Here is a 26,355-nt window from a genome sequence, read left to right on the forward strand (position 1 = left end):
CGCCGCACCCCACAAGGAATGGCCCGCTGCGGCGCGCCTGCATACCGAGGAGAACGCCTGTGAAGATCAAACGTGTCACCGTCACCCCCATCGCCTTCCGCGACCCGCCATTGCTCAACGCCAGCGGTATCCACGAACCCTATGCCTTGCGCTCGATCATCGAGGTGGAAAGCGACAACGGCTACGTCGGCCTGGGTGAAAGCTATGGCGATGCCCCGGCCCTGGCCATTCAGATGGCCATCAAGGATCAACTGCCCGGCCTGGATCCGTTCAACCTCAATGGCCTGCGCCAGATCGTCGCCAGCACCGTGGCCCGGCACAAGCCGGCCAGCGTGAGCGGTGCCGAACTGGCTCCCGGTTCACATGCCAGCAAGGCCGTGACCAATGCCTACTCGGCCTTCGAAGTGGCGCTGCTCGATCTTCAGGCGCGGTCGCTGAATCGGCCACTGGTCGACCTGCTCGGCGGTGCGGTGCGCGATGAAGTGCCTTTCAGCGCCTACCTGTTCTTCAAGTACGCCGAGCACGTCGATTCGCCCTACCCGGCTGACAACTGGGGCGAGGCGTTGAACGAGGAGCAGATCGTGGGCCAGGCCAGGCGCATGATCGAGCAGTACGGTTTCAAGAGCATCAAGCTCAAGGCCGGTACCTTGGAACCCGAGCGTGAAGTGGCCTGCATTCTGGCGTTGAAGAAGGCCTTTCCCGACCATCCCCTGCGCATCGACCCCAACGGCAACTGGTCGCTGGAGACGTCGATCAGGATGGCCGAGTTGCTGGGCGACAGTCTCCAGTACTATGAGGATCCCTGCCCCGGCCTGGACGACATGGCCGAGTTGCACAAACGCACCGGGCTGCCGCTGGCGACCAACATGGTGGTGACCGACTTCGCCGAGTTCCGCCGTAGTGTCGAGCGCAACAGCGTACAGATCGTACTCGCCGATCACCATTACTGGGGCGGACTGCGCGATACCCAGGTATTGGCGAGCATGTGCCAGACCTGGGGGCTGGGGGTGTCGATGCACTCGAACTCGCACTTGGGTATCAGCTTGATGGCCATGGCGCATGTGGCCGCGTCGGTGCCGAATCTGGACTATGCCTGCGACACCCATTATCCGTGGCAGGAGCCGGACGAAGAGGTGATCAAGGGCGGCAAGCTGCCGATCGTCGATGGCTGCGTGAAGATCAACAAGACCCCTGGGTTGGGTCTGGAGCTGGATCGCGACCAGTTGGGCATGTTGCATGAGCAGTTCCTGCGCTGCGGGATTCGTTCACGGGACGACGTGCGGCAGATGGCTCGGTACAAGCCTGAGTGGAAGGCGGTGAAGCCGCGGTTTTGAGGATTGATGGTTTGATCCAAGGGCCTCTTCGCGGGCAGAGGGCTCGCGGATGCTTGCAGCGACTCGGAAATCCGTCCATGGCACCCTTGGATATTCGGATTTCCGAACGAAACTTTGACCCCTAAACCCCTGCTACCCGCCCGCCTGCCCCAGCCGACCTGACTCTGAGCCACATCCCCCCGCCTTGGCATGACTCATGCTCTACACTCTTCAACGAAACCGGCGCATACCAGCCGCCGAGCTTAGCCGTACCCCGAGGGCCTGCGGGCTCGATAAAAAAAACAAAGTCGAGGATTCACTGATGCGCATCGTTCCAAAACTCCTGAGCGCCGCCATTGCCGCCGCTCTGATCAGTACTCCAGCGTTGGCCGCCGAACTCACCGGCACCCTGAAGAAAATCAAGGATTCGGGCACCATCACCCTCGGTCACCGCGACGCCTCCATTCCCTTCTCGTACATTGCCGATGCGTCCGGCAAGCCGGTCGGCTACTCCCATGACATCCAGCTCAAGGTGGTCGAGGCCCTGAAGAAAGACCTCGACATGCCGGACCTGAAGGTCAAGTACAACCTGGTGACCTCGCAGACCCGTATCCCGTTGGTGCAGAACGGCACCATCGACCTGGAATGCGGTTCCACCACCAACAACGCCGAACGCGCTCAGCAAGTGGATTTCTCCGTCGGCATCTTCGAGATCGGCACCCGTCTGCTGAGCAAGAAAGATTCGTCCTACAAGGATTTCGACGACCTGAAAGGCAAGAACGTCGTCACCACCGCCGGTACCACCTCCGAGCGCATCCTCAAGTCGATGAACGCCGACAAGCAGATGGGCATGAACATCGTCTCGGCGAAAGACCACGGCGAGTCCTTCCAGATGCTCGAATCGGGCCGTGCCGTCGCCTTCATGATGGACGACGCCCTGCTCGCCGGCGAAATGGCCAAGGCCAAGAAGCCGACCGACTGGGAAGTCACTGGCACACCGCAGTCCTATGAAATCTACGGCTGCATGGTGCGCAAGGGCGACGAGCCGTTCAAGAAAGCCGTCGACGATGCCATCAAGGCAACGTTCGCCTCGGGCGACATCAATGGCATCTACGACAAGTGGTTCAACCAGCCAATCCCGCCAAAAGGCCTGAACCTGGGCTTCCCCATGAGCGACGAGCTCAAGGCGTTGATCGCCAACCCCAACGACAAGCCGGCTCCCGACAAGAAGTCGTAAGTACCACCCTGATTTCACCCGAACGCCGCCCGGCGCTCGGGTGAAAGCCTGTGCCCGTGAATCAATTTCCGAGGGGTATTCCCCATGAATTACAACTGGGACTGGAGCGTCTTCTTCAAGTCCACTGGCGTCGGCAGCGAGATCTACCTGGATTGGTACATCTCCGGCCTGGGCTGGACCATCGCCATTGCCGTGGTCGCCTGGATCATCGCCCTGCTGCTGGGCTCGGTACTGGGTGTCATGCGCACCGTGCCGAGCCGCTGGGTCTCGGGTATCGCGACCTGCTACGTCGAGCTGTTCCGCAACGTGCCGCTGCTGGTGCAGCTGTTCATCTGGTATTTCCTGGTACCCGACCTGCTGCCCGAAGGCATGCAGGAGTGGTACAAGCAGGACCTCAATCCGACCACCTCGGCGTTCCTGAGCGTGGTGGTCTGCCTGGGCCTGTTCACCGCTGCGCGGGTCTGCGAGCAGGTGCGTACCGGTATCCAGGCGTTGCCGCGCGGCCAGGAATCGGCCGCCCGAGCGATGGGTTTCAGCCTGTCGCAGATCTACTGGAACGTGCTGCTGCCCCAGGCCTACCGCATCATCATTCCGCCGCTCACCTCCGAGTTCCTCAACGTGTTCAAGAACTCGTCGGTGGCCTCGTTGATCGGTCTGATGGAACTGCTGGCGCAAACCAAGCAGACCGCGGAGTTCTCGGCCAATCTGTTCGAGGCTTTCACCCTGGCCACGCTGATCTACTTCACCCTGAACATGAGCCTGATGCTGTTGATGCGGGTGTTCGAGCGCAAGCTTGCCGTGCCTGGGCTGATCTCCCTGGGAGGTAAATGATGGACTTCAGTGGAATCATTCCAGCCCTGCCGGGCATGTGGAACGGCATGGTCATGACCTTGCAGCTGATGGTGCTGGGCGTCATCGGCGGCATTGCGCTGGGCACTGTGCTGGCCCTGATGCGCCTGTCGTCGAACAAGCTGCTGTCGCGCTTCGCCGGCGCCTACGTCAACTACTTCCGCTCCATTCCGCTGCTGTTGGTGATCACCTGGTTCTACCTGGCGGTGCCCTTCGTGCTGCGCTGGATCACCGGCGAAGACACGCCGGTGGGCGCCTTCACCTCGTGCCTCGTGGCCTTCATGATGTTCGAGGCCGCGTACTTCTGTGAAATCGTGCGCGCCGGTGTGCAGTCCATTTCCAAGGGTCAGATGGGCGCCGCGCAAGCGCTGGGCATGAACTACGGTCAGACCATGCGCCTGATCATCCTGCCCCAGGCGTTTCGCAAGATGACCCCGCTGCTGTTGCAGCAAAGCATCATCCTGTTCCAGGACACCTCGCTGGTCTACACCGTCGGCCTGGTGGACTTCCTCAACTCGGCGCGTGCCAGCGGCGACATCATCGGTCGGGCCAACGAGTTCCTGATCTTCGCCGGCGTGGTGTACTTCGTCATCAGTTTCAGCGCCTCCCTTCTGGTCAAGCGTCTGCAAAAAAGGTTAGCCGTATGATCTCCATCAAGAACATCAACAAGTGGTATGGCGACTTCCAGGTGCTCACCGATTGCAGCACCGAGGTCAAGAAAGGCGAAGTGGTCGTGGTATGCGGTCCCTCGGGTTCGGGCAAGTCGACCCTGATCAAGTGCGTGAATGCCCTGGAGCCTTTCCAGAAGGGCGACATCGTGGTCGACGGCACCTCCATCGCCGACCCCAAGACCAACCTGCCCAAGCTGCGCTCGCGGGTGGGCATGGTGTTCCAGCATTTCGAGCTGTTTCCGCACCTGACCATCACCGAAAACCTGACCATCGCGCAGATCAAGGTGCTGGGCCGCAGCAAGGAAGAGGCCACGAAAAAGGGCCTGCAACTGCTCGAACGCGTCGGCCTGTCGGCCCACGCGCACAAGCACCCCGGCCAGCTGTCCGGTGGCCAGCAGCAGCGTGTGGCGATTGCCCGTGCGCTGGCGATGGATCCGGTGGTCATGCTGTTCGACGAGCCGACTTCGGCGCTCGACCCGGAAATGGTCAACGAAGTGCTCGACGTGATGGTGCAACTGGCCCACGAAGGCATGACCATGATGTGCGTGACCCACGAGATGGGCTTCGCGCGCAAGGTTGCCAACCGGGTGATCTTCATGGACCAGGGACAGATCGTCGAAGACTGCCCCAAGGAAGAGTTCTTCGGCGATGTCAGCGCGCGCTCAGACCGCGCTCAGCAATTCCTCGCCAAGATCCTGCAGCACTGATGACCGGCCGTCCTGCGCCCGCGCTGTCGGGCGCGGGACGCTGGCTGCTTGAAGGCGACTGTGATGAAATGCCTGCCCGCCACAAAGCCTGACCTGATCGTGAAGCCCCGCCTGATTCGCCAACTGTTCCTGCCGCCCCTGATCCTGCTGTTGACGCTGGGCCTGGGCTACGTGGGCTTTCTGGTCAGCGAGCATAACAGCATTCGCGCCCTCTCCGAGAACGGCGAGCGCCAGCTCGAACTGCACGCGCGTGCGGTCGAAAGCGAAATCACCAAGTACACCTACCTGCCCAGCCTGCTGGAGCTAGAAGACAGCGTCTCGACCCTGCTCAACGACCCCGACGGCGAACATCGCCAAGCGGTCAACGACTACCTGGAAGGCCTGAACCGGCGCAGCCGCAGCCGCGCCATCTATGTGCTCGACACCACCGGCCGCGTGCAGGCCACCAGCAACTGGCGCGATGCCGACAGCTTCCTCGGCGAGGATCTGTCCTTCCGCGGTTACTTCCAGGCGGCCATTCGCGGCCAGCCCGGTCGCTTCTACGGCATCGGCAGCACCACCGGCGAACCCGGCTACTTCCTTGCTCATGGGCTTGAGGAGCACGGCAAGCTGATCGGCGTGGCAGTCATCAAGGTGCGCCTGGAGGCGCTGGAGGAACGCTGGCAGAAAGCTCGGCTGGAAGCCTTCGTCAGCGACGAGAACGGCATCATCATCCTCTCCAGCGATCCGGCACGGCGGCTGAAGTCGATACGCCCGCTGACCCCGGAAATCAAGGAGCGCCTGGCGCGCAGCCTGCAGTATTACTGGTGGCCGCTCAACGAGCTCGAACCCCTCGCCCGCCAGAGCCTGGCCGATGGCGTGGAGCTGCTGACCTTCGCCACCCACACCGACAAGCCGGGCAAGGACATCAACGTCACCTACCTGTCGCAGTCACGGCGCCTGGCCGACACACCCTGGCGTTTCACGTTGCTCACCTCCCTGCAGGACCTGCGTCACGAAGCCATCGTCCAGGGCGTGCTGGTGGCCGTGGCGTTTGCCTTGCTGGCCTTCCTGCTGATCGCCTGGAACGAGCGACGCAAGGTGCTGGCCACCCGCCTGGCCGCTCGTGAGGCATTGGAACAGGCCAACAGCCACCTGGAGCGCCGCATCGCCGAGCGAACCCAGGACCTGCGCGCCAGCAACGAACGGCTCAAGGGCCAGATCCGTGAACGCCGCCAGGCCGAAGAAACCTTGCGCAAGGCTCAGGATGAGCTGGTCCAGGCAGGCAAGCTGGCGGCCATCGGGCAGATGTCGACCAGCATCGCCCACGAGCTCAACCAGCCGCTGGCAGCGCTGCGCACCTTGTCGGGCAATACCGTGCGCTTCCTGGAGCGCGGAGCGCTGGACACGGCCAGCACCAACCTGAGCACCATGAACGAACTGATCGATCGCATGGGCCGCATCACCGCCAGCCTGCGCTCCTTCGCCCGGCGTGGCGACGACAAGGGCCAGGCCAGTCTGGGCAAGGCCCTGGACGGTGCGCTGCAGGTGCTGTCCAGCCGCATCGAGGCCAGCCACCTGAGCGTGCAACGCACGTGCGCCGAGCTGCAACTGGCCATTGACCAGACCCGTCTCGAGCAGATTCTGGTCAACCTGATCGGCAACGCGCTGGATGCCACCGCTGGCGCATCGGAACCGACGCTGTGGCTGGACGGCCGCATGGAGGGTGAGCGCTACGCCCTGCGCGTGCGCGACAACGGCCACGGCATCGATGTCGAGACCCGCAAGCACCTGTTCGAACCGTTCTTCACCACCAAGCCCGGCGATCACGGCCTGGGCCTTGGCCTGACCCTGTCGGCCAGCCTGGCGGCCGCCGCCGGTGGCAACCTGGCCGTCGAGCACCCGGCCGACGGTGGCACCACTTTCATTCTCAGCCTGCCGCTTGCGGCAGCGTCGCCCAGCGAGTCGCCATGAACGCCTTGACCGTCCTGATCGTCGAAGACGACCCCCATGTACTGCTCGGCTGCCAGCAGGCCCTGGCGCTGGAAGACATTCCCAGCCAGGGCGTGGCCAGTGCCGAGGCCGCGCTGGCGTGCATCGGCGACGACTTCGCCGGCATCGTCGTCAGCGATATCCGCCTGCCCGGCATGGACGGCCTGGAACTGCTGAGCCAACTCAAGGCGCGTGACCCCAGCCTGCCGGTGGTGCTGATCACCGGCCATGGCGACATTTCCATGGCGGTAGGTGCCATGCGCAGCGGCGCCTACGACTTCATGGAAAAGCCCTTCTCGCCCGAACGCCTGGTGGACGTGGTCCGCCGCGCGCTGGAGCAGCGCGGCCTGGCCCGCGAGGTCAGCTCGTTGCGTCGGCAACTGGCCGAGCGCAGCTCCCTGGAGGGTCGCATCATCGGCCGCTCGCCGGCCATGCAGAACCTGCGCGAGCTGATCGCCAATGTCGCGGACACTTCGGCCAACGTGCTGATCGAAGGCGAAACTGGCACTGGCAAGGAGCTGGTCGCCCGCTGCCTGCACGACTTCAGCCGCCGTCAGCCACAGCCGTTCGTGGCGCTCAACTGCGGCGGGCTGCCGGAACAGTTGTTCGAAAGCGAGATTTTCGGTCACGAGGCCAATGCTTTCACCGGTGCCGGCAAGCGCCGCATCGGCAAGATCGAACACGCCGACCAGGGCACGCTGTTCCTCGACGAAGTGGAAAGCATGCCCATCCCCTTGCAGATCAAGCTGCTGCGGGTGCTGCAGGAGCGCACCTTGGAACGCCTGGGTTCGAACCAGAGCATTGCCGTGGATTGCCGCCTGATCGCTGCCACCAAGTCGGATCTGGACGCGTTGAGCCGGCAGAACCAGTTCCGAAGCGATCTGTATTACCGCCTCAACGTGGTCACGCTGGAGCTGCCGCCACTGCGCGAGCGTCGTGAGGACATTCTCGAGCTGTTCCAGCATTTTCTGCAGCTGGCCGCCTTGCGCTTCGACCGCGAGCCGCTGGAACTCGATGCGCAGACGGTGTCGCGCCTGATGAGCCACGACTGGCCCGGCAACGTCCGCGAACTGCGCAACGTGGCCGAGCGCTATGCGTTGGGCCTGCCGGCCTTCAAGAAGAACGATGCGGCCAGCGTGGTCAGCCTGGGCTTTTCCGAAGCGGTGGAGGCGTTCGAGCGTAGCTTGCTGACCGAGGCTCTGCAGCGAACGGCGGGCAACCTCAGCCAGGCCAGCCAGGAGCTGGGCATGGCCAAGACCACCCTGTTCGACAAGGTCAAGAAGTACGGGCTGAACTGATAGGTGTGGTTGGCTTGCGGGCCTCTTCGCGGGCAGAGACCCGCTCCCACAAGTCAACGCTCAACCAGCTTTTTTGTGGGAGCGGGTCTCTGCCCGCGAAGAGGCCCTACCTGACACCCCAAAACCCGTTACAACCCCGCCAACACCCCTTCACGCTGCCGCTGCTGCGCCAGGTACGGCAGCACCGCCCCCAGCAGCGGGGCCTTGAAGGCTTCCTGGAAGCGATGCGCCAACCCCGGTATCAGCCGCAACTGGCTGCCCTTGATATGCGCCGCCAGATGCACCCCGTGCATCACCGGCAGCAGCGGATCGGCCGTGCCATGCACCACCAGCGTCGGCACCCGCAGGCGGTTGAGCAAGGCCACCCGGCTGGGCTCGGCCAGAATCGCCATGACCTGTCGCTGCACCCCCAGTGGATTGAAAGCCCGGTCGTATGACACCTGCGCCTGATGCAACAACTCGGCGCGATCGTCGGCGACCTGCGGGCTGCCCAACGCTGCCAGCAAGTCAGCCTGCTGCTGCAGCGCCAACTCCCGGCTCGGCGCGCTGCGCTTGGCCAGCAGCTGAAGCAAGGCTGGACGTGGCTCCGGCAGGCCCGGCGCGCCGGAACTCGACATGATCAGCGTCAGGCTCTGCACCCGCTGCGGCGCACGATCGGCCAGGTGCTGGGCGATCATCCCGCCCATGCTCGCGCCCAACACGTGGAAGCGCTGCACCTGCAGCGCATCCATCAAACCCAGCGCGTCATCGGCCATGTCGGTCAGGCTGTACGGCGCCGACACCGCCAGGCCCAGCTTGTAGCGCAGCACCTCGAAGGCCAGGTTGGCCGACGACGGCGGCTGCGACCAGGTCGACAGGCCGACATCGCGATTGTCGTAGCGAATCACCCGAAAGCCCTGCTCACACAGGGCGCTGACCACTTCGTCGGGCCAGTCGATCAGTTGTCCACCCAGCCCCATCACCAGCAACAGCGCTGGGTCCTGGACGCGACCGATACTTTGATAGGCCAGGCTGACTTGAGCCAGTGGAGCGTGTTGAAGCGGAACATCGACATCGCAGCGTGCAGCTGCAAAAACCCACTGACCGCACAGCAGCGCGGTCAGAAACACCCATAGACGCATGACTTGCACCAGAACGCAGAACCCCATTGAGGCGCGAGTCTGATGACTTTTCGTACATCGCGCTGCCACACTTCTGTGACGGTTTGATGAACTCCGCTGTACGGTCTGTGGTTCGCGCTCAGGCCAGCCGTTGCCGGGCCTGGCGCGCGGCCGCGACCATGTTGACCAGCGCCGCTTCGGTTTCGGGCCAGGCACGGGTCTTCAGCCCGCAGTCGGGGTTGACCCACAACCGTTCGGCCGGGATACGCGCTGCGGCAAGGGTCAGCAAGCGCAGCATCTGTTCGGTGTCCGGGACCCGCGGTGAATGGATGTCGTACACGCCTGGACCAATGTCATTGGGGTACTCGAACGCTTCGAAGGCCTGCAACAACTCCATGTCCGAGCGCGAGGTCTCGATGGTGATGACATCCGCGTCCATGGCGGCGATGGCCTCGATCACGTCGTTGAATTCGCTGTAGCACATGTGCGTGTGAATCTGCGTCGCATCGGCCACGCCACTGGCGCACAGCCTGAACGCCTGCACGGCCCATTCCAGGTAGACCGGCCACTGGGCCCGACGCAGCGGCATCCCCTCGCGAAACGCCGCTTCGTCGATCTGGATGATGCGGATCCCGGCGCGCTCCAGGTCCTGCACTTCGTTGCGGACCGCCAGGGCCAACTGCCGTGCCTGGACTTCCCGCGGCAGGTCTTCGCGGGCGAACGACCACATCAGCAGGGTCACCGGACCGGTCAGCATGCCCTTGACCCACTTGCCGGTCTGTCGCTGGGCATAGGTGATCCAGTCCACGGTCATGGCGCGCTCGCGGCTGATGTCACCATAGATGACCGCCGGTTTGACGCAGCGCGAACCATAGCTTTGTACCCAGCCGAAGCGGGTGATCAGGTAGCCATCCAACTGCTCGGCGAAGTACTCGACCATGTCATTGCGCTCGGCCTCACCATGCACCAACACATCCAGACCCAGACGCTCCTGGACCTGGATCGCATGGCGAATCTCCACATGCATCGCGTCGGTGTAGTCATTGGCCGAGAGCTTGCCGGACTTGTACGCCTGGCGAGCCAGACGAATCGACGCAGTTTGCGGGAAGGAGCCAATAGTGGTGGTAGGAAACGCCGGCAAGCGCAGGTGCGCCCGCTGTACGTCGATGCGTGTGGCGAAGGCCGACGAACGCTGCGTGTCGGCAGGCGTCACCGCTGCGAGGCGCGCTTGCACGGCCGGCTTGTGAATGCGCGGTGAGTGCTCGCGACTGACCCTTACCGCCTGACTCTGCGCCAGCGCCTGCTTTACCTGCAGCGCTTCGGGCGTGTTCAGAGCCTGCACGAGCACGGCGATTTCCTCGCACTTCTGCACGGCGAAGGCCAGCCAGCTCTTGAGTTCGGCATCGAGCCGGTCCTCGCGGCGCACATCGACCGGGCTGTGCAGCAACGAGCAGGAACTGGCCACCCACAGATTGGCGCCGAAACGCTCGCGGGCCTGCTGCAGGTGCGCAAGCGCCGCCTCCAGGTCGCAGCGCCAGACGTTGCGGCCGTTGACCACTCCGAGCGAGAGGACCTTGTAGGTGGGCAGGCGATCGAGCACTGCCGGCAGTTGCTCGGGCGCGCGCACCAGGTCGACGTGCAGACCATCTACCGGCAGGCCCGCAGCCAGGCCGAGGTTGTCGTCCAGGCTGGCGAAGTAGGTCGCCAGCAGCTTCTTCAGCGGTGAGTACTGGAGAATGTGGTAGGCGCGCTCGAACGCATTCTTCCAGTCCTGGGGCAAATCCAGGCCAAGGATCGGTTCGTCGATCTGCACCCATTCCACCCCTTGCCGGGCCAGGCGCGAAAGGATCTCACCGTACACCGGCAACAGCCGTTCCAGCAGGTCGAGCTTGTCGAAGGCCGAGCCCTTGGCCTTGCCCAGCCACAGGTACGTGAGCGGCCCGATCAGCACGGGCTTGACCTTGTGACCGAGCGCGACGGCCTCGTCGACCTCTTCGAACAGCTGCTCCCAACTGAGCACGAAGCGCTGGTCGGCAGAAAATTCAGGCACCAGGTAGTGGTAGTTGGTATCGAACCACTTGGTCAGCTCCAAAGCATGCTGGGTCTCGCCCGCTGCACCGCCGCAACAGCTTCCGGCACCACGCGCCATGGCGAACAACGTGTCGAGCGTGGGCCTGCCATCGGCACCCAGGGCATCGGCGAAACGGCTGGGCACCACGCCGAAGGCAGCCGAGTGCGCGAGCATCTGGTCATACCAGGCGAAGTCGCCCACCGGCAACAACTCGAGGCCAGCCTGCGCTTGCAACTGCCAGTGGCGGGCGCGCAGCTCGCGGCCGGTCTGACGCAGGGCTACCTGGTCAAGATCGCCTTTCCAATACGCTTCGAGCGCCTTCTTCAGTTCGCGGTCAGCGCCGATACGAGGAAATCCGAGGGTGTGGGCCAGTGCCATGAGTGCAGCTCCTTGTAAATGATGGCGCCATTGTCGACAACCACACCAACATGAGACAAACTCAATCTTTTCGTGTTGATCACAAGTTCTACTCATGGAGACCAAGGTGCTCGAAATCCGTCACCTGAAAACCCTGCACGCCCTGCGCGAGGCCGACAGCCTGGTGGAAGCCGCCGAGCGCCTGCACCTGACCCAGTCGGCGCTGTCCCACCAGTTCAAGGAACTGGAGGAGCGCCTGGGTATGCAACTGTTCGTGCGCAAGACCAAACCGATTCGCTTCACCAGCGCCGGGCTGCGCCTGCTGCAGCTGGCCGACGCCACACTGCCGTTGCTGCGCGGCGCCGAGCGTGACATCGCTCGTCTGGCCGGCGGCACCGCAGGCCGGCTGCACATGGCCATCGAATGCCACAGCTGTTTCCAGTGGCTGATGCCGACCATCGACCAATTCCGCGATGCCTGGCCGGAAGTGGAACTGGACCTGGCCTCCGGCTTCGCTTTCGCACCCTTGCCGGCCCTCGCCCGTGGCGACCTGGACCTGGTGGTGACCTCCGACCCGCTGGAGCTGCCGGGCATTACCTATGTCCCGCTGTTCACCTACGAGGCCATGCTGGCGGTGGCCAACCAGCACGTACTGGCAAGCAAACCCTTCATCGTGCCCGAAGACCTGGCCAGCGAAACCCTGATCACCTACCCGGTGGAGCGCGACCGGCTGGACATCTTCACCCGCTTCCTCGAACCGGCCGACATCGAGCCGGCGCAGGTACGCACCTCCGAGCTGACAGTGATGATGATGCAGTTGGTGGCCAGCGGTCGCGGCGTCTGTGGCATGCCCCACTGGGCGCTGCACGAATACAGTTCGCGCGGCTATGTGAAGGCCAAGCGCCTGGGCGACAAGGGCCTGTTTGCAACGCTGTACGCAGCGGTGCGCACCGACATGCTCGACGCGCCCTACATGCGTGACTTCCTGCTGACTGCCAAGGACACCTCGTTCTCCACCCTGGACGGCGTCAGCGCCGTACGTTGAGTCCGGCAGGCCAAGCACTATTTAAGTAGCGCCCTGGCGCCTCGCTCACGGTTCGTAATGGCGAGCGCGATGACCCTACCGGTCATCGCCTCGACATCAGGAAACCGTCCACATGAGCGAAGCCCCTACCCCTTTCGTTGCCCGTGCGCTGACGTACCGGGCCTATCCGATGCGTCACGACAACCTGCTGCAGGAGGGCTCCCTGCTCTGGCAGCGCGCACGCACTCGCCTGCAAACCCTGCTTGCGCAAGCGCCACGTGCGGTCGAGGCGTTGCCGGCGCAGCCGCCAGCGCTGAACGACCAGACGCTGGAGGATCACCGCCGGCAACACTGGATCGACTATTGGAACGGCCGCGCGCCCTATGCGGCGGTTTCGCGTCGAGCGGAGGCGGAGCAGGCGTTCCTCGACCACCTGCATGCCGCTGCGCAACTGGCTTACTACCACGGCCAACTGAACCACACCCAGTTACGGCCGCTGCTGACCCTGCTCGAAGGCGGCACCGAAATCGGATCACAAAAAATCTACGTAGAGACCGTTGCCTTGCAGACGCCCGACGGCACTCGCGTGAAAACGGCAGGCGCACTTCTACTGACTGTGGACAGCGACACGCCGGTCGCGCAGCTGCTCTACCTGCCCTCACGCAACCCCGCGTTGCAGGCTTTCGCCGATCGTCAATCGCTGCAGATCTACCTGCTGCAGGATCGCCGCCAGATCTGGTCCCACGCGAATCTGCACGCCGATGCCGCCGTGGAGCTCAGCTACCAGCCAGCCCAGCTCTCCAGCGCCTGCAAGCAGTGGTTGAGCCACAGCCGCTTGCTCTATCTGAAGACGGCGCGCTCGGGCAGTGACGGCGAGAGCGCAGAAGCAGACGACGCCGCAGTCCTGCCCACAAACGTCGTACCGTTCGCCGACCTGCCCGCCTTCGATGCGCCCGAACCGGCAGAGGGCGCCGACAACTTCACGGCGTTCGGCAGCCTCAGCCCGGACATTCCCCAAAGCCATCGCTGGGCAGAGCTCAAACGTCAGCATCAGGCCATGCTGAACCTGCTCGGGGACGACCTGCGAGCAGGCTCCGAAAGCCCGGGATGGGTACGCCTCAAGGACCTGCTGGCCGCCCTGTCCGCTGCCCAGGAACGCGCAGCACAGGCTGCGGCCGGGCTGTTGGCAGCGCAGCAGTTGGAAGATCTCTACCGACTGCGCTATTTACCCAACCCCCATTATTCGTCCCTGTACCAGGCGCGACTGGAAGGCTTGCGCGCCGAAGTCGCCCTGCAACAGGCGCTGGGCCTGTTGACCCTGCCCCAGGTGCAATTGATGCAAACGATTCTGGCGCACCCTCAATCAAGCCAACGCAGCGCCGAGAACGGCACCGCTTACGCGCTGTCACTGTCGATTGCCGACGTCAACGGCACCACGACCACCATCCGCACCGAGGAGTTGCACGGTGTAGTGGCATTCATGCAAACGCCAAACCCAACAGACGACAACTTCGTGCTGGTGTACTGGCCAGGCTCAGGCGGCGGCCTGGAGCCGTTCGAGTCGGTCGCACACCTCAAGCGCACGCTGTTTCGCCTGAGCGCCTTTGGCAACGATGCCACCCTGCATCTGTCTCCGGTGACCGGCGACTTCCTCGATTACGGCCTGCAGAATCAACTGCACGCCTGCGAGGAGCAAGCCAACCAGCTTCTCGAACAGCTGCCCGCAGCCACTCATGAGCCACAGCGCCAGGAGGCCTTGCAGCAACTGACCTCCTCCACTTACGAACACCTCGTGGTGCCCGCCCACGCCGCGCGTGACCGCGCCTACGTGCAACTGGCCCAAGAGGGTTTCAGTGAGCGCCTGGAAAGTGAACTGCCCGATTGGCTGAAGAACCTTGCACCTGAGGACCGTGGGCGCCTGAAGTCTTTGATCAGCGACTATATCCGCGCTGTGCGGGCGACCAATGGGCAACTGGAACGCGACCTGCCGGACCTCGATCAGTACGCCGATGCCCTGCTGCAGGAGCGACTGCGAACCGACTTCAACCTGACCGACGACGTGCATGTGCTGATCGACATCCCTGACCGGCTCATCCATCGTAAACAACCCGTGTCCGGCTCTGGCGCCCCTGGTACGCCGCAGCAAACCGTGGCCACCGCAGGTCCGGAACGCACGCCATGGCCGCTCGCCCGTCTGGCGCAGCACAATCTCGACGCCGACATGCTGCAACGCCTGGGCTTCATGCAGGTTCAGGTGAGCGGCGCCGACGCCGAGCAGCGCGCTCGGGTAACGGCCGGTATCGATCTGAGCTATCTGCGTCGAACAGTGCATGATCTGAACCTGGCGCAGGCGTGCGAAGACAAGATCCGCCAGGCATTCCTCGGTCACGTCGGGCAGTCCGCCCATGCCCTGGCTCATCAGCGCGAGTGCCTGATCGAACCCACGCGGCTGATGCTGCACATGCAAAGCGACTATGCCCGTCATCGCGGTCGGATCAGCGCTGACGGCCACGCTTTGGCAATGCTCGCCATCGACGCCAGCGACGCGGCGGCCTGGCGTTCGCGGGGCCGCGACGTGCAACTGCTGCCGGCACGGCTAACGGTCGGCGGCAGCGATACCGGTGATCGACCCACCACACTGTCCGGCCTGTCCTTCATTCATGACCGTAACGGCGGCCAGACCCTGCTGTATCTGCCCGACGCTCCCGACCAGCGTTGCCTGCGCGAGTACCCAAGCCTTGAGGCCGCCCGCCTGGGGCTTTTCACGCTCAGCGTCGACAGCACGATGGGCAACTACCTGGCCGATCGGGCCATCGCTGGCAGTGCCGCCAGTCACAAGGCGCGCATCGACCAAGCAGGGCTGCACAATTTCGATGCCTTGATCGGTGTCGGCCATCCCTGGCCAGCCACGACCTCGCTGGCCAGCCATCTGCTCGATGCGCACATGGGTCGCCTCATCGAAACCCAACGCCAACGGGGCCGCAGCAACGATGCCTTGTACCTGCAGCAAGCGGCCGTGGCCCACGGCAACGTGTTCGACTACCTGAAAATGGCCTTTGGCGTGCTGCCCCTGGTGGGCACCGCGCTGGCGCTGCTCGACGCCTGGACAGCCGCCAATGCCGCTGTCGGTGCGTGGCGTGCAGGTCTCGTCAGCGAAGGCCTGGATCAGCTGGAAGCCATGCTCGGCGCACTGATCGATGTGGCTATCGATACCGTTCCGGGCGCCGTTGCCGTCCCTGGCGGCAGCCGCTTGCTGGCTCGCGGCCGCCAGTGGTCGGCGCTCGCCAGGCGCGCAGGCGCCCCACAAGCGGCGAAAGGGTCTGCGGCAGGCAGGCCCGATCCCTTCAGCGGCTATCGCTACACGCTGCCCTTGGACCTGAGTAACCTGCAACCGGCCACCCAGGGCCTGTACCGGGGTATCTACCGCCATGCCGAGGGCGATTTCATCCTGCGTGACGGTCAGGTCTACCAAGTCACGCTTCACGCCAGCCCGCAGACATGGCGCCTGCAGGGCACGGCCAGCAAGACCTATCCTCAGCCCATTGCGCTGGATCCAGGCGGGCGCTGGCAGACTCATGGTGCGCTCTACGGCACATTGATCAAGGACGGCCTGGCAGGCGGCGGTGGCGTGCTGGGCTACCTTGGCCATCGCGCCGCTGACGGCTTGCAGCCGCTCTGGCCGGCCGCCGTCCGCGAGCGATTGCCGCGCTGGCTGGTGGATCGCCAGTATCGCCGTCACTTCGAGCTTTCCAGCAGCATCGATCACCACAACAGGCTGTTGCACGAGCAGCTGAACCGTCATGAATCACTGATCATGACCCAAGCCGCCGATCCGCAGCGGCGGGCCAGCGCCGAAACGGCCTGTACCAGCGACATCGAGCGGGCCGAGGCTCTCTACGAACTGTTGCGGGAGCACGAAGGATTGGTCTCCCGCGACTTCCTGCGGCGTAACAAGCAATTCCAGAGCGAAGTCGCCTACATCATTGCCGGACGCAGGATCAACCACGCCAACATGGCTCGGCGCACGATCAACGAACTGATCGGATCCCTCGATCAGGTCCGCGCGCCTGGGGAGCTGTTCGACCTGCCCGCCTCGCAAATGCGCGAGCAACGGCGCATGCGTCTGAGCATGGACCACCAGTTCAGCCTTATGGAGCAGCGGTTGCAGCAGGCCGAAGTTTGGGCCAGGCGGGTGAGCCAACGCGGCGACCGCGCTCAGGTGCGCCAGGTGCTGGAAGCGGTGGCAGACGCTGACCTGGAAATCGCCCGCGCGTCCAACCTGACTCAATTGGCGCACAGAACCGCAGACGTCAGAGACGTATCGCAGATGTTTCACCTGCTCGACACCCGGCCCTTGAGAAACCGCTTCCATCATGGCCTGGAAAGCCACTTCCGATTGCTCGAAACGGCGGCCGGCCTGCGCGAGCGGCAGAACGTATTGCGCAGCTCGCGCCAGATCTATATCGATTACCGCAACCAGATGAACACCTGGCGGCGCAACCGGCCGGATCGCTTCGAGCTCGACGCATTCGAACGGATGATCCAGTCTCTGGACCGATTGATCGACCACGCGGACCGGATGATGCCGCAGCTGAGCACCATCACCCGACGACCGAAGCAACCGGCCTCCTCAGCCCGCAGAGTGTTCGAAACCCACGAGCATGATTTTTTCATTGGCGACGAAGGCCGGACCGCGGACGGGGAACAGATCTTCACCCTCACCGGCAGCGCGGGCAGGCCTGAAACCTATCGCCGCGTGGGCAACCAGTGGCGTCTGCAGGATGATCCGCTGAGCGCTTCGCCACCGGAGCCTTCGCAGCCCTTGGCCGAATTGCTCGCCGAGGGCCGCAAGTGGCTTGAGGCCAGCGACGCCCACGAACGGCGAGTGGAACGCTATGCCGTTCCCGGTGAAGCACCGGCCAATCTCGAAGACCTGATGGTCAACCAGGGCCGGCAGCTGGAACTGCGTGCCTCGGCCATCGAGCAGCGGCAGCCTGCGCAGGAACTGGCACAGCGCCTGCGCAGACGTGCCCGGGAATTGCGGGCAAAGGGGCGGGCCATGCGGATCCGGCAGGCGATGAGCAGCCAAACGCCGACCGAGGGGTATCTGGACTATCTGCTCGAGCAACGTCAGGTGGACATCGTCAGACTGGGGGATCGAGCTTCCCTCGGCGCCGGACGCGCCGAACCCGACTTCCTCCAGGAGTACGTCATCCGCGACCTCACCGTCGAGCCACCCGTCCCGCTGTGGTATGCACACTTTCACTACCGTCGGGAGCGGGCGGGGTTCGAGCAGTTCGAAAAGGCCCACATCAAGCGGCCGGATCAACGCATGCTGGGCTTGCGCTGGCAGCAGGAGCAGGGTGATGAAGCACAACGTATCTGGCGCGGGCCCATCGGCAAGGCGCTGGCGGTAAAGCACTTTGCAGATGTGCAGGCGTAATTCGCCGAGGAGACAAACAAGCACCCTGCCCTCGTCGCGGACCGCCGGATAACGATCCAGCGGTCCGCGACGCGGGCAAGGGGCCTACATCAGGAACAGGGTGGCCAAGCCCAGGAAGATGAAGAACCCGCCACTGTCGGTGACGGCGGTGATCATCACGCTGGCGCCCATGGCCGGGTCGCGACCGAACCTGGCCAAGGCCATGGGAATCGATACACCCATGAAAGCGGCGAGCAGCAGGTTCAGGGTCATCGCCGCGGTCATCACCACGCCCAGTGACCAGCTGCCATACAGCAGATACGCCACAACCCCGATCACGCCGCCCCAGACCACGCCATTGACCAGCGCAACGCCCAGTTCCTTGCGCATCAGGCGCTTGGTATTGCCGTTGCCAGGGCTGACCTGGTCCAGCGCCATGGCACGTACGATCATGGTGATGGTCTGGTTGCCGGAGTTGCCACCAATACCGGCCACGATCGGCATCAACGCCGCCAGGGCCACCAGCTTTTCGATCGAGCCTTCGAACAGACCGATCACCCGCGAGGCCATGAACGCCGTGATCAGGTTGATCGCCAGCCATGACCAGCGGTTGCGCAGCGAACGCCATACCGAGGCGAAGATGTCTTCTTCCTCGCGCAGACCAGCCGTGCGCAGCGCTTCGCTTTCGCTTTCTTCACGAATCAGGTCGACCATGACATCGATGGTCAGACGGCCGATCAGCTTGCCGTGCTTGTCCACCACGGGCGCGGAAATCAGGTCGTAGCGCTCGAACGCCTGAGCGGCTTCGTAGCCGTCTTCGTCGGGATGAAAGCTGACCGTGTCGCTGGCCATCACTGCGGCCACTTGTTTTTCCGGATCGTTGACCAGCAGGCGCTTGATCGGCAGCACGCCCTTGAGAATGCCGTCGGAGTCGACCACGAACAATTTGTCGGTGTGGCCAGGCAGCTCCTTGAGACGGCGCAGGTAACGCAGCACCACTTCCAGGCTGACGTCTTCGCGGATGGTGACCATCTCGAAGTCCATCAGCGCACCGACCTGGTCGTCCTCGTAGCTCAGGGCCGAACGCACGCGCTCGCGCTGCTGGGCATCCAGGGTTTCCATGAGCTCGTGAACCACGTCGCGCGGCAGTTCGGAAGCCAGGTCGGCGAGCTCATCGGCGTCCATTTCCTTGGCCGCAGCAAGGATCTCGAAATCGTCCATGTCCGCGAGCAAGGTTTCGCGTACCGAGTCCGATACTTCGAGCAGGATGTCGCCGTCGCGCTCGGCCTTGACCAACTGCCAGACGGTCAGGCGCTCTTCCAGAGGCAAGGCTTCGAGAATGTAGGCAACGTCGGCGGAGTGAAGGTCGTCGAGCTTGCGTTGCAACTCGACCAGGTTCTGCCGGTGAACCAGATTTTCGACCAGATCGTTGTGCTGGCCTTCCTGGCGATGAGCCAGGCTTTCGACGATACGCTGGCGCTGCAACAGGTCGACGACCTGGGCCAGACGATCCTGCAAGCTTTCCTGCGTTTTCTTTGCTTCTACTTCAGACATAGGCGAACTCCACTCCCAGCAGTGGGCACGCCGGGAGAATCAATCGGTCGATTCTTGATGGGTATACAGCTTCAGCGAGTAACTACTGGGTAAGTCCATGGAGGTTTTCCAAAGCCCCGGCGGGGCTGACGGGCGCAATCATACACAACTTGTACGGATTCATAGCGAAAAAAACAGGGTTGAAACAACTGCTTGCGTGCAACGCTCGCAAATCATGCATCACCGTGGGTGGGACGACGCATTCGGTAAACAAAGCACAACGCGTGCTTCGCCAAGGCTGACTAGTCTGCTAGGCAACATGACCACAACCAAGGACGGATACCGGTGTACAGACCCTTCTTCACGCTTGTGCTGCTGGCTTCGCTGGCGCAATCGGCCGACGCCGCTGTCGTGCAGCGCTGCCAAGGTCCCCAGGGGCACATTACCTTCACGCACTCAAACTGCCCCGAAACCCAGCCCTGGGTGCGTCAGCGAGCACTGAACCCGGCATCCGGAAGAAAACCCATGGCGCGCAAGACGGCGCCCCGTCGGTTGCCAGTGACGATCGTCGAGGACGGCACACGTACACGGTTGGCAGCGCCACCCACGCCGCCCGTCAAGGCACCGAAAAAAGCCAGTCGCATGAAGAAAAAGAGAAGACCCAAGTATCTGGCTGAAGAGCAGACGCCGCCCGCCAGAAAACTTAAAACGCAGAAAGCAAAAAGCCCGCATTGAATGCGGGCTTTTCACTTGTATGGTGCACTCGACAGGATTCGAACCTGTGACCGCTCGGTTCGTAGCCGAGTACTCTATCCAGCTGAGCTACGAGTGCAGGTGGCATTTTGTTGGACCAGGTTACCACTGGTTGACGCAGAAGCTGTAGACATTGCTGAAAGCAGCTTCTTGTATGGTGCACTCGACAGGATTCGAACCTGTGACCGCTCGGTTCGTAGCCGAGTACTCTATCCAGCTGAGCTACGAGTGCATTTGTTGCCGCGCATTATAGGCCGTCGATTTCTTTTGTAAAGCGCTTTTTTCAGTAATTTCAACAACTTACAGAAAAAGCCAGATTCAACGTACTACGCAAATAATGGCGGAGAACGGGGGATTCGAACCCCCGACACCCTTTTGAGGTGTACTCCCTTAGCAGGGGAGCGCCTTCGGCCACTCGGCCAGCTCTCCGCAACACGGGGCGTATATTAACCACCTTCTTCCCCGTTTGCAAACATAAAAAACGATAAAAATTAATGGCTTGGTTCGTCGTCCTTCTCGTTCTTGATCCGCAGGTAGATTTCTTCGCGGTGAACGGCCACTTCCTTGGGTGCATTCACCCCGATTCGTACCTGGCCACCTTTCACGCCAAGCACCGTGATGGTGATTTCACCGTCGCCAATGATCAGGCTTTCCGCGCACCGACGAGTCAGAATCAGCATACCTTTCTCCTTACGCTTTCATTTCAGGGACAACACAGTCTGCAAAAAAGGGCACTCACCCATGGTGGGAAGCCATGGACATCGCCCGAAAACAAAGAAGGGCGCGGTTAGCCGCGCCCTTCTCTCACTGCACGTTACTCACCCTGTCGAGCGGCATCGAGCTCGAAGGCCGTGTGCAGCGCACGCACTGCCAGCTCCAGGTATTTCTCCTCGATGACCACCGAAACCTTGATTTCGGAAGTGGAGATCATCTGGATGTTGATGCTTTCCTTGGCCAGGGCCTCGAACATGCGGCTGGCCACACCGGCGTGCGAGCGCATGCCGACACCGACGATGGACACCTTGGCGATCTTGGTATCGCCCACTACCTGGCGCGCGCCGATCTCGCTGGCGGTCTGCTCCAGCACGGCCAGTGCGCCCTGGTAATCGTTGCGGTGCACGGTGAAGGTGAAATCGGTGGTGTTATCGTGAGAAACATTCTGCACGATCATGTCGACTTCGATGTTCGCCGCGCTGATCGGGCCGAGGATCTTGAAGGCCACGCCGGGGGTGTCTGGCACACCACGGATGGTCAGCTTGGCTTCATCGCGGTTGAAGGCGATGCCGGAAATGATCGGCTGTTCCATGGATTCCTCTTCGTCAATGGTAATGAGGGTGCCCGGACCCTCCTGAAAGCTGTGCAGGACGCGCAGCGGGACGTTGTACTTGCCGGCGAATTCCACCGCGCGAATCTGCAACACCTTGGAACCGAGGCTGGCCATTTCCAGCATTTCCTCGAAGGTGATCTTGTCCAGGCGCTGAGCCTGGGCAACCACGCGCGGGTCGGTGGTGTAGACACCATCGACGTCGGTGTAGATCTGGCATTCGTCGGCCTTCAGCGCAGCCGCCAGGGCAACGCCGGTGGTGTCCGAGCCGCCGCGCCCCAGGGTGGTGATGTTGCCGCTTTCGTCGACCCCCTGGAAACCCGCCACGACCACCACTCGGCCGGCCTTGAGGTCGGCGCGAATCTTCTGGTCGTCGATCTGCAGGATGCGCGCCTTGTTGTGCGCGCTGTCGGTGAGGATGCGCACCTGATTGCCGGTGTACGACACCGCATCCACCCCGCGTTTGATCAGGGCCATGGCCAGTAGCGCGATGGTGACCTGCTCGCCGGTGGAAACGATCACGTCCAACTCGCGCGGTACCGGCTGGTCGCTGATCTGCTTGGCCAGGGAAATCAGGCGATTGGTCTCGCCACTCATGGCCGACAGCACGACCACCAGGTCATCGCCGGCATCGTGGAATTTCTTCACCTTGTCGGCGACCTGTTCGATACGCTCGACAGTGCCCACCGAGGTGCCGCCAAATTTCTGTACGATCAAAGCCATTTCAAAGCCGCCTCAGCCCGTGAAGGGCGCCCATTAAATACAACACCGGGCTCGCCGCGAAAGGCACGAGCCCTGGCGAGGGTTGAATCAGTTCGCGTTTTCCACGAACGGCAAGGCCAGGGCCAGTGCAGCGTCCAGGGCGCTGGCGTCCACGCCGCCGCCCTGGGCCATGTCCGGACGACCACCGCCCTTGCCGCCGACGGCTGTCGCCGCCTGCTTCATCAGGTCGCCGGCCTTGAGCCGGGCCGTCAGGTCCTTGGTCACGCCGGACACCAGCACGACCTTGTCGTCGTGCACGCCGCCAAGCAGGATCACGGCCTGGCCCAGCTTGTTCTTCAGCTGGTCGACCAGCGCAAGCAGTGCCTTGCCGTCCTGACCGTCGATGCGTGCGGCAAGGACCTTCACGCCCTTGACCTCGACCGCCGAGGCGGACAGGTCGTCGCCAGCGGCGCTGGCGGCCTTGGCCTGCAACTGTTCCAGCTGCTTTTCCAGGGCACGGTTGCGCTCGATGACTGCCGAAAGCTTGTCGATCAGGTTGTCGCGGCTGCCCTTGACCAGCTGCGCGGCTTCCTTGAGCTGCTCTTCGGCCTGGTTCAGGTAGTTCAGCGCCGTCGCGCCGGTGACCGCTTCGATGCGGCGCACGCCTGACGCCACACCGCCTTCGCTGGTGATCTTCAACAGGCCGATGTCGCCGGTGCGCTTGGCATGGATGCCCCCGCACAGCTCCACCGAGAAATCGCCGCCCATGGTCAGCACGCGCACGGTGTCGCCGTATTTCTCGCCGAACAGGGCCATGGCGCCTTTCTTGCGTGCCTCGTCGATCGGCATCACTTCTGTCTGCACCGGGGTGTTCTTGCGAATCTCGGCGTTGACGATGTCTTCCAGCGCCTTGATCTGCTCGGGCTTGATCGCCTCGAAGTGGCTGAAGTCGAAGCGCAGGCGCTGACTGTCGACCAACGAGCCTTTCTGCTGAACGTGATCACCCAGCACCTGGCGCAGGGCCGCGTGCAGCAAGTGGGTCGCGGAGTGGTTCAGGCCGGTGGCCCGCTGCAGGGTTTCGTCGACCACGGCACTGACTTCGACACCGACCGCCAGGTCGCTGAGCACGGCCACGCCGTGGTGCACAAAGGCACCGCTGGTCTTGGTGGTGTCACGCACGTCGAAGCGCGAACCGCCGGCCAGCAGGTAGCCACGGTCACCGACCTGGCCACCGGACTCGCCGTAGAACGGCGTCTGGTCGAGGATGACCACGCCCTCCTCGCCCTCTTTCAATACGTCGACCGCGACACCGTCCTTGTACAGCGCAATGACCTTGCCATTGCCGTGGTTGGCGTCGTAGCCCAGGAACACGGTGGGTACATCGACCTTGATCAGGCTGTTGTAATCCATGCCGAACGAGCTGGCCGAACGGGCGCGTTCACGCTGTGCGTTCATTTCGCGCTCGAAACCGGCCTCGTCCAGGGTCAGCTCGCGTTCGCGGGCGATGTCACCGGTCAGGTCCATCGGGAAGCCGTAGGTGTCGTAGAGCTTGAACACCACATCACCCGGCACGACGCTGCCCTTGAGCTCGGCCAGATCCTGCTCGAGGATCTTCAAGCCCTGCTCCAGGGTCTTGGCGAACTGCTCTTCCTCGGCCTTGAGCACGCGTTCGATGTGCGCCTGCTGGCTTTTGAGTTCCGGGAAGGCATCGCCCATCTCGGCCACCAGGGCGGCGACGATCTGGTAGAAGAAGCTGCCCTGGGCACCCAGCTTGTTGCCGTGACGGCAGGCCCGGCGAATGATGCGGCGCAGCACGTAGCCACGGCCTTCGTTGGACGGCAGTACGCCGTCGGCGATCAGGAAGCCGCAGGAACGGATGTGGTCGGCCACGACCTTGAGCGAGGCCTGGCCCTGGTTGGCGCAGCCGATGGCGCTGGCCGACGCTTCGAGCAGGCTCTGGAACAGGTCGATCTCATAGTTGGAATTGACATGTTGCAGGACCGCACTGACCCGTTCCAGGCCCATGCCGGTGTCCACCGACGGCGCCGGCAACGGGTGCAGAACCCCGTCGGCGGTGCGGTTGAACTGCATGAACACGTTGTTCCAGATCTCGATGTAGCGATCGCCGTCTTCCTCGGGCGAGCCGGGTGGGCCACCCCAGATGTCGGCGCCGTGGTCGTAGAAGATCTCGGTGCAGGGACCGCAGGGGCCAGTGTCGCCCATGGTCCAGAAGTTGTCGGACGCATAGGGAGCGCCCTTGTTGTCACCGATGCGAACCATGCGCTCGGCCGGCACGCCGATTTCCTTGGTCCAGATATCGTAGGCTTCGTCGTCGCTGGCGTAGACCGTGACCCAGAGTTTTTCCTTGGGCAGGTTCAGCCACAGCTCGGACGTCAGGAACGTCCAGGCATAGGTGATCGCGTCACGCTTGAAGTAATCGCCAAAGCTGAAGTTGCCCAGCATCTCGAAGAAGGTGTGGTGGCGGGCGGTGTAGCCGACGTTTTCCAGGTCGTTGTGCTTGCCACCGGCGCGTACGCACTTCTGGCTGCTCACGGCACGGGTGTAGGCGCGCTTCTCCTGGCCCAGGAAGCAGTCCTTGAACTGGTTCATCCCCGCGTTGGTGAACAGCAGGGTCGGGTCGTTGCCCGGGATCAGGGAGCTGGAGGCGACTCGGGTGTGGCCTTGCTCCTCGAAGAAGCGAAGGAAGGCTTCACGGATTTCTGCGCTTTTCATAGGTTCTTCCACGACAGGCTGCGGCCAGAGGCCAGTGCGCACGCCCAACAGGCAATGCGACGGCAAAGGGCCGCATTATATAGGCCCTGCGGCCTGGGTACAGTGTGTTTATACGATTGGTCCACTCAATTGGACAGCAAAGCGGTCAGCTGCGCGCGAAATCGGCGAATACACCGACGACCTGCTCGATCTGCTGCGCATCGACATCCAGATGGGTGACCATGCGCAGCCGCGGCGCGGCCGTCACGGTAACGCCACGGGCGGCCGCGAATGCCTTGAACTCACTGGCGCGCGTGTTCAGCTGCACGTAGACCATGTTGGTCTGTACCGGCTCGACGGTGTAACCCTGTGCCTGCAGGCCCTCGGCGAGCTGGGCAGCGTGAGCATGGTCCTGTTCCAGGCGCTGCACCTGGTGATCCAGCGCATAGAGCCCGGCTGCTGCCAGAATTCCAGCCTGACGCATGCCGCCGCCGACCATCTTGCGCAGACGCCGCGCTTTGCCGATGTACGCCTGGGAACCGCACAGCACCGAACCAACCGGTGCGCCAAGGCCCTTGGACAGGCACACTGAGACCGAATCGAAATACTGGGTGATGTCACTCGCCGGCACACCCAGCTTGACCGCTGCGTTGTACAGCCGGGCTCCGTCCAGGTGCAGTTGCAGGCCGTGCGCGCGGGTTAAGTCGCGGGCCCGGGCCAGGTAGCTCAGCGGCAATACCTTGCCCTGCATGGTGTTTTCCAACGCCAGCAGACGGGTGCGGGCGAAATGGAAATCGTCGGGCTTGATCGCCGCCTTGACCTGATCCAGGTCCAGCGTGCCGTCAGGCTGGAATTCCAGGGGCTGGGGCTGGATGGAGCCGAGCACGGCGGCCCCGCCGCCTTCGTATTTGTAGGTGTGTGCCTGCTGCCCGACGATGTACTCCTCGCCACGCTCGCAGTGAGCCATGAGGCCGAGCAGGTTGCTCATGGTGCCACTGGGCACGAACAGCGCCGCCTGGAAACCCAGATCGGCTGCCAGCTCGGCTTCGAGGCGGTTGACCGTCGGGTCTTCGCCATAGACATCATCGCCGGTCGGCGCCGCGTGCATGGCCGCAAGCATGCCGGGCGTGGGCTGAGTAACGGTGTCACTGCGCAGGTCGATGATGGACATGATGGCCTCGAATGTGTGTCAGCTTCTATTACTGCGGGTTGCGCGGCCACGAATCAAGCCTTGGTGAAACAATTGTCCGGGCCGCTGTTCAGCGCGTCCGCAAGTATGTTACAAAACCAGCGCCGCCCCATGGGGGTGGC

At 63.2% G+C, this 26,355-nt stretch carries 17 protein-coding genes and 3 tRNA genes; 10 read left to right on the top strand and 10 right to left on the bottom strand.

Features of this window, described 5'->3' with window-relative positions:
- Positions 1–59: 59 nt before the first annotated feature.
- The 7 genes from ASF66_RS10190 (at position 60) to ASF66_RS10220 (ending at position 8,046) form a co-directional block, all read left to right on the top strand.
- On the top strand, positions 60–1,334 hold the full coding sequence (locus ASF66_RS10190; protein WP_056843761.1) for a glucarate dehydratase family protein: 1,275 nt from the start codon (positions 60–62) through the stop codon (positions 1,332–1,334).
- 301 nt (positions 1,335–1,635) lie between these two features.
- On the top strand, positions 1,636–2,550 hold the full coding sequence (locus ASF66_RS10195; RefSeq protein WP_056843762.1) for a glutamate/aspartate ABC transporter substrate-binding protein: 915 nt from the start codon (positions 1,636–1,638) through the stop codon (positions 2,548–2,550).
- Positions 2,551–2,634: 84 nt separating this feature from the next.
- A complete protein-coding gene (locus ASF66_RS10200; RefSeq protein WP_049862143.1) occupies positions 2,635–3,381 on the top strand; it encodes an amino acid ABC transporter permease in 747 nt (248 codons plus the stop codon).
- The gene (locus tag ASF66_RS10205; protein ID WP_049862144.1) at positions 3,378–4,046 is read left to right on the top strand and encodes an amino acid ABC transporter permease; all 669 of its coding nucleotides are present in this window, start codon (positions 3,378–3,380) and stop codon (positions 4,044–4,046) included. The genes ASF66_RS10200 and ASF66_RS10205 overlap by 4 nt, the downstream gene beginning before the upstream one ends.
- A complete protein-coding gene (locus tag ASF66_RS10210) occupies positions 4,043–4,777 on the top strand; it encodes an amino acid ABC transporter ATP-binding protein (RefSeq protein ID WP_043185416.1) in 735 nt (244 codons plus the stop codon). The genes ASF66_RS10205 and ASF66_RS10210 overlap by 4 nt, the downstream gene beginning before the upstream one ends.
- A 63-nt stretch (positions 4,778–4,840) precedes the next feature.
- Positions 4,841–6,730, top strand: a complete 1,890-nt coding sequence (locus ASF66_RS10215) for a sensor histidine kinase (protein WP_056843763.1) — start codon at positions 4,841–4,843, stop codon at positions 6,728–6,730.
- A complete protein-coding gene (locus ASF66_RS10220; RefSeq protein ID WP_056843764.1) occupies positions 6,727–8,046 on the top strand; it encodes a sigma-54-dependent transcriptional regulator in 1,320 nt (439 codons plus the stop codon). Before ASF66_RS10215 ends, ASF66_RS10220 begins: the two co-directional genes overlap by 4 nt.
- Positions 8,047–8,174: 128 nt before the next feature.
- Here the strand turns inward: ASF66_RS10220 and ASF66_RS10225 are convergent, their stop codons facing one another.
- Together ASF66_RS10225 and metE are read right to left on the bottom strand one after the other, a co-directional pair.
- Positions 8,175–9,194, bottom strand: coding sequence for an alpha/beta fold hydrolase (locus ASF66_RS10225; protein ID WP_056843765.1), 1,020 nt, complete (start codon positions 9,192–9,194; stop codon positions 8,175–8,177).
- Positions 9,195–9,285: 91 nt separating this feature from the next.
- Entirely contained in the window at positions 9,286–11,595 is a 2,310-nt protein-coding gene (gene metE, locus ASF66_RS10230) for a 5-methyltetrahydropteroyltriglutamate--homocysteine S-methyltransferase (protein WP_056843766.1), read from the bottom strand.
- A 106-nt stretch (positions 11,596–11,701) separates the two neighbouring features.
- Here metE and metR point away from each other — a divergent pair, with 106 nt between their 5' ends.
- Both metR and ASF66_RS10240 read left to right on the top strand, forming a co-directional pair.
- The gene (metR, locus tag ASF66_RS10235; protein ID WP_056843944.1) at positions 11,702–12,619 is read left to right on the top strand and encodes a transcriptional regulator MetR; all 918 of its coding nucleotides are present in this window, start codon (positions 11,702–11,704) and stop codon (positions 12,617–12,619) included.
- A 112-nt stretch (positions 12,620–12,731) separates the two neighbouring features.
- Entirely contained in the window at positions 12,732–18,041 is a 5,310-nt protein-coding gene (locus tag ASF66_RS10240) for a dermonecrotic toxin domain-containing protein (RefSeq protein ID WP_056843767.1), read from the top strand.
- A gap of 84 nt (positions 18,042–18,125) precedes the next feature.
- Here the strand turns inward: ASF66_RS10240 and mgtE are convergent, their stop codons facing one another.
- Positions 18,126–19,574: a magnesium transporter gene (gene mgtE, locus ASF66_RS10245; protein WP_056843768.1), complete on the bottom strand. Its 1,449-nt coding sequence runs from the start codon at positions 19,572–19,574 to the stop codon at positions 18,126–18,128.
- 324 nt (positions 19,575–19,898) lie between these two features.
- Here mgtE and ASF66_RS22480 point away from each other — a divergent pair, with 324 nt between their 5' ends.
- Entirely contained in the window at positions 19,899–20,288 is a 390-nt protein-coding gene (locus ASF66_RS22480) for a hypothetical protein (RefSeq protein WP_156463174.1), read from the top strand.
- A 20-nt stretch (positions 20,289–20,308) separates the two neighbouring features.
- On the opposite strand, the gene ASF66_RS10250 is transcribed toward ASF66_RS22480, so the two are convergent.
- The 7 genes from ASF66_RS10250 to ltaE form a co-directional block, all read right to left on the bottom strand.
- Positions 20,309–20,385, bottom strand: a tRNA-Arg gene (locus tag ASF66_RS10250).
- 76 nt (positions 20,386–20,461) lie between these two features.
- Positions 20,462–20,538: transfer RNA gene (locus tag ASF66_RS10255), tRNA-Arg, on the bottom strand.
- Between the two features lie 106 nt (positions 20,539–20,644).
- Positions 20,645–20,735 (bottom strand) — tRNA-Ser (locus tag ASF66_RS10260).
- A gap of 62 nt (positions 20,736–20,797) precedes the next feature.
- Positions 20,798–20,986, bottom strand: a complete 189-nt coding sequence (gene csrA / locus ASF66_RS10265; protein WP_043185394.1) for a carbon storage regulator CsrA — start codon at positions 20,984–20,986, stop codon at positions 20,798–20,800.
- 134 nt (positions 20,987–21,120) lie between these two features.
- Positions 21,121–22,353: an aspartate kinase gene (locus tag ASF66_RS10270; RefSeq protein WP_056843769.1), complete on the bottom strand. Its 1,233-nt coding sequence runs from the start codon at positions 22,351–22,353 to the stop codon at positions 21,121–21,123.
- An 87-nt stretch (positions 22,354–22,440) separates the two neighbouring features.
- Entirely contained in the window at positions 22,441–25,065 is a 2,625-nt protein-coding gene (gene alaS, locus ASF66_RS10275) for an alanine--tRNA ligase (RefSeq protein WP_056843770.1), read from the bottom strand.
- A gap of 145 nt (positions 25,066–25,210) precedes the next feature.
- On the bottom strand, positions 25,211–26,215 hold the full coding sequence (gene ltaE, locus ASF66_RS10280) for a low-specificity L-threonine aldolase (protein ID WP_056843771.1): 1,005 nt from the start codon (positions 26,213–26,215) through the stop codon (positions 25,211–25,213).
- Between the last annotated feature and the right edge of the window lie 140 nt (positions 26,216–26,355).

This window comes from Pseudomonas sp. Leaf129, assembly GCF_001423465.1.
GTDB lineage: Bacteria > Pseudomonadota > Gammaproteobacteria > Pseudomonadales > Pseudomonadaceae > Aquipseudomonas > Aquipseudomonas coleopterorum.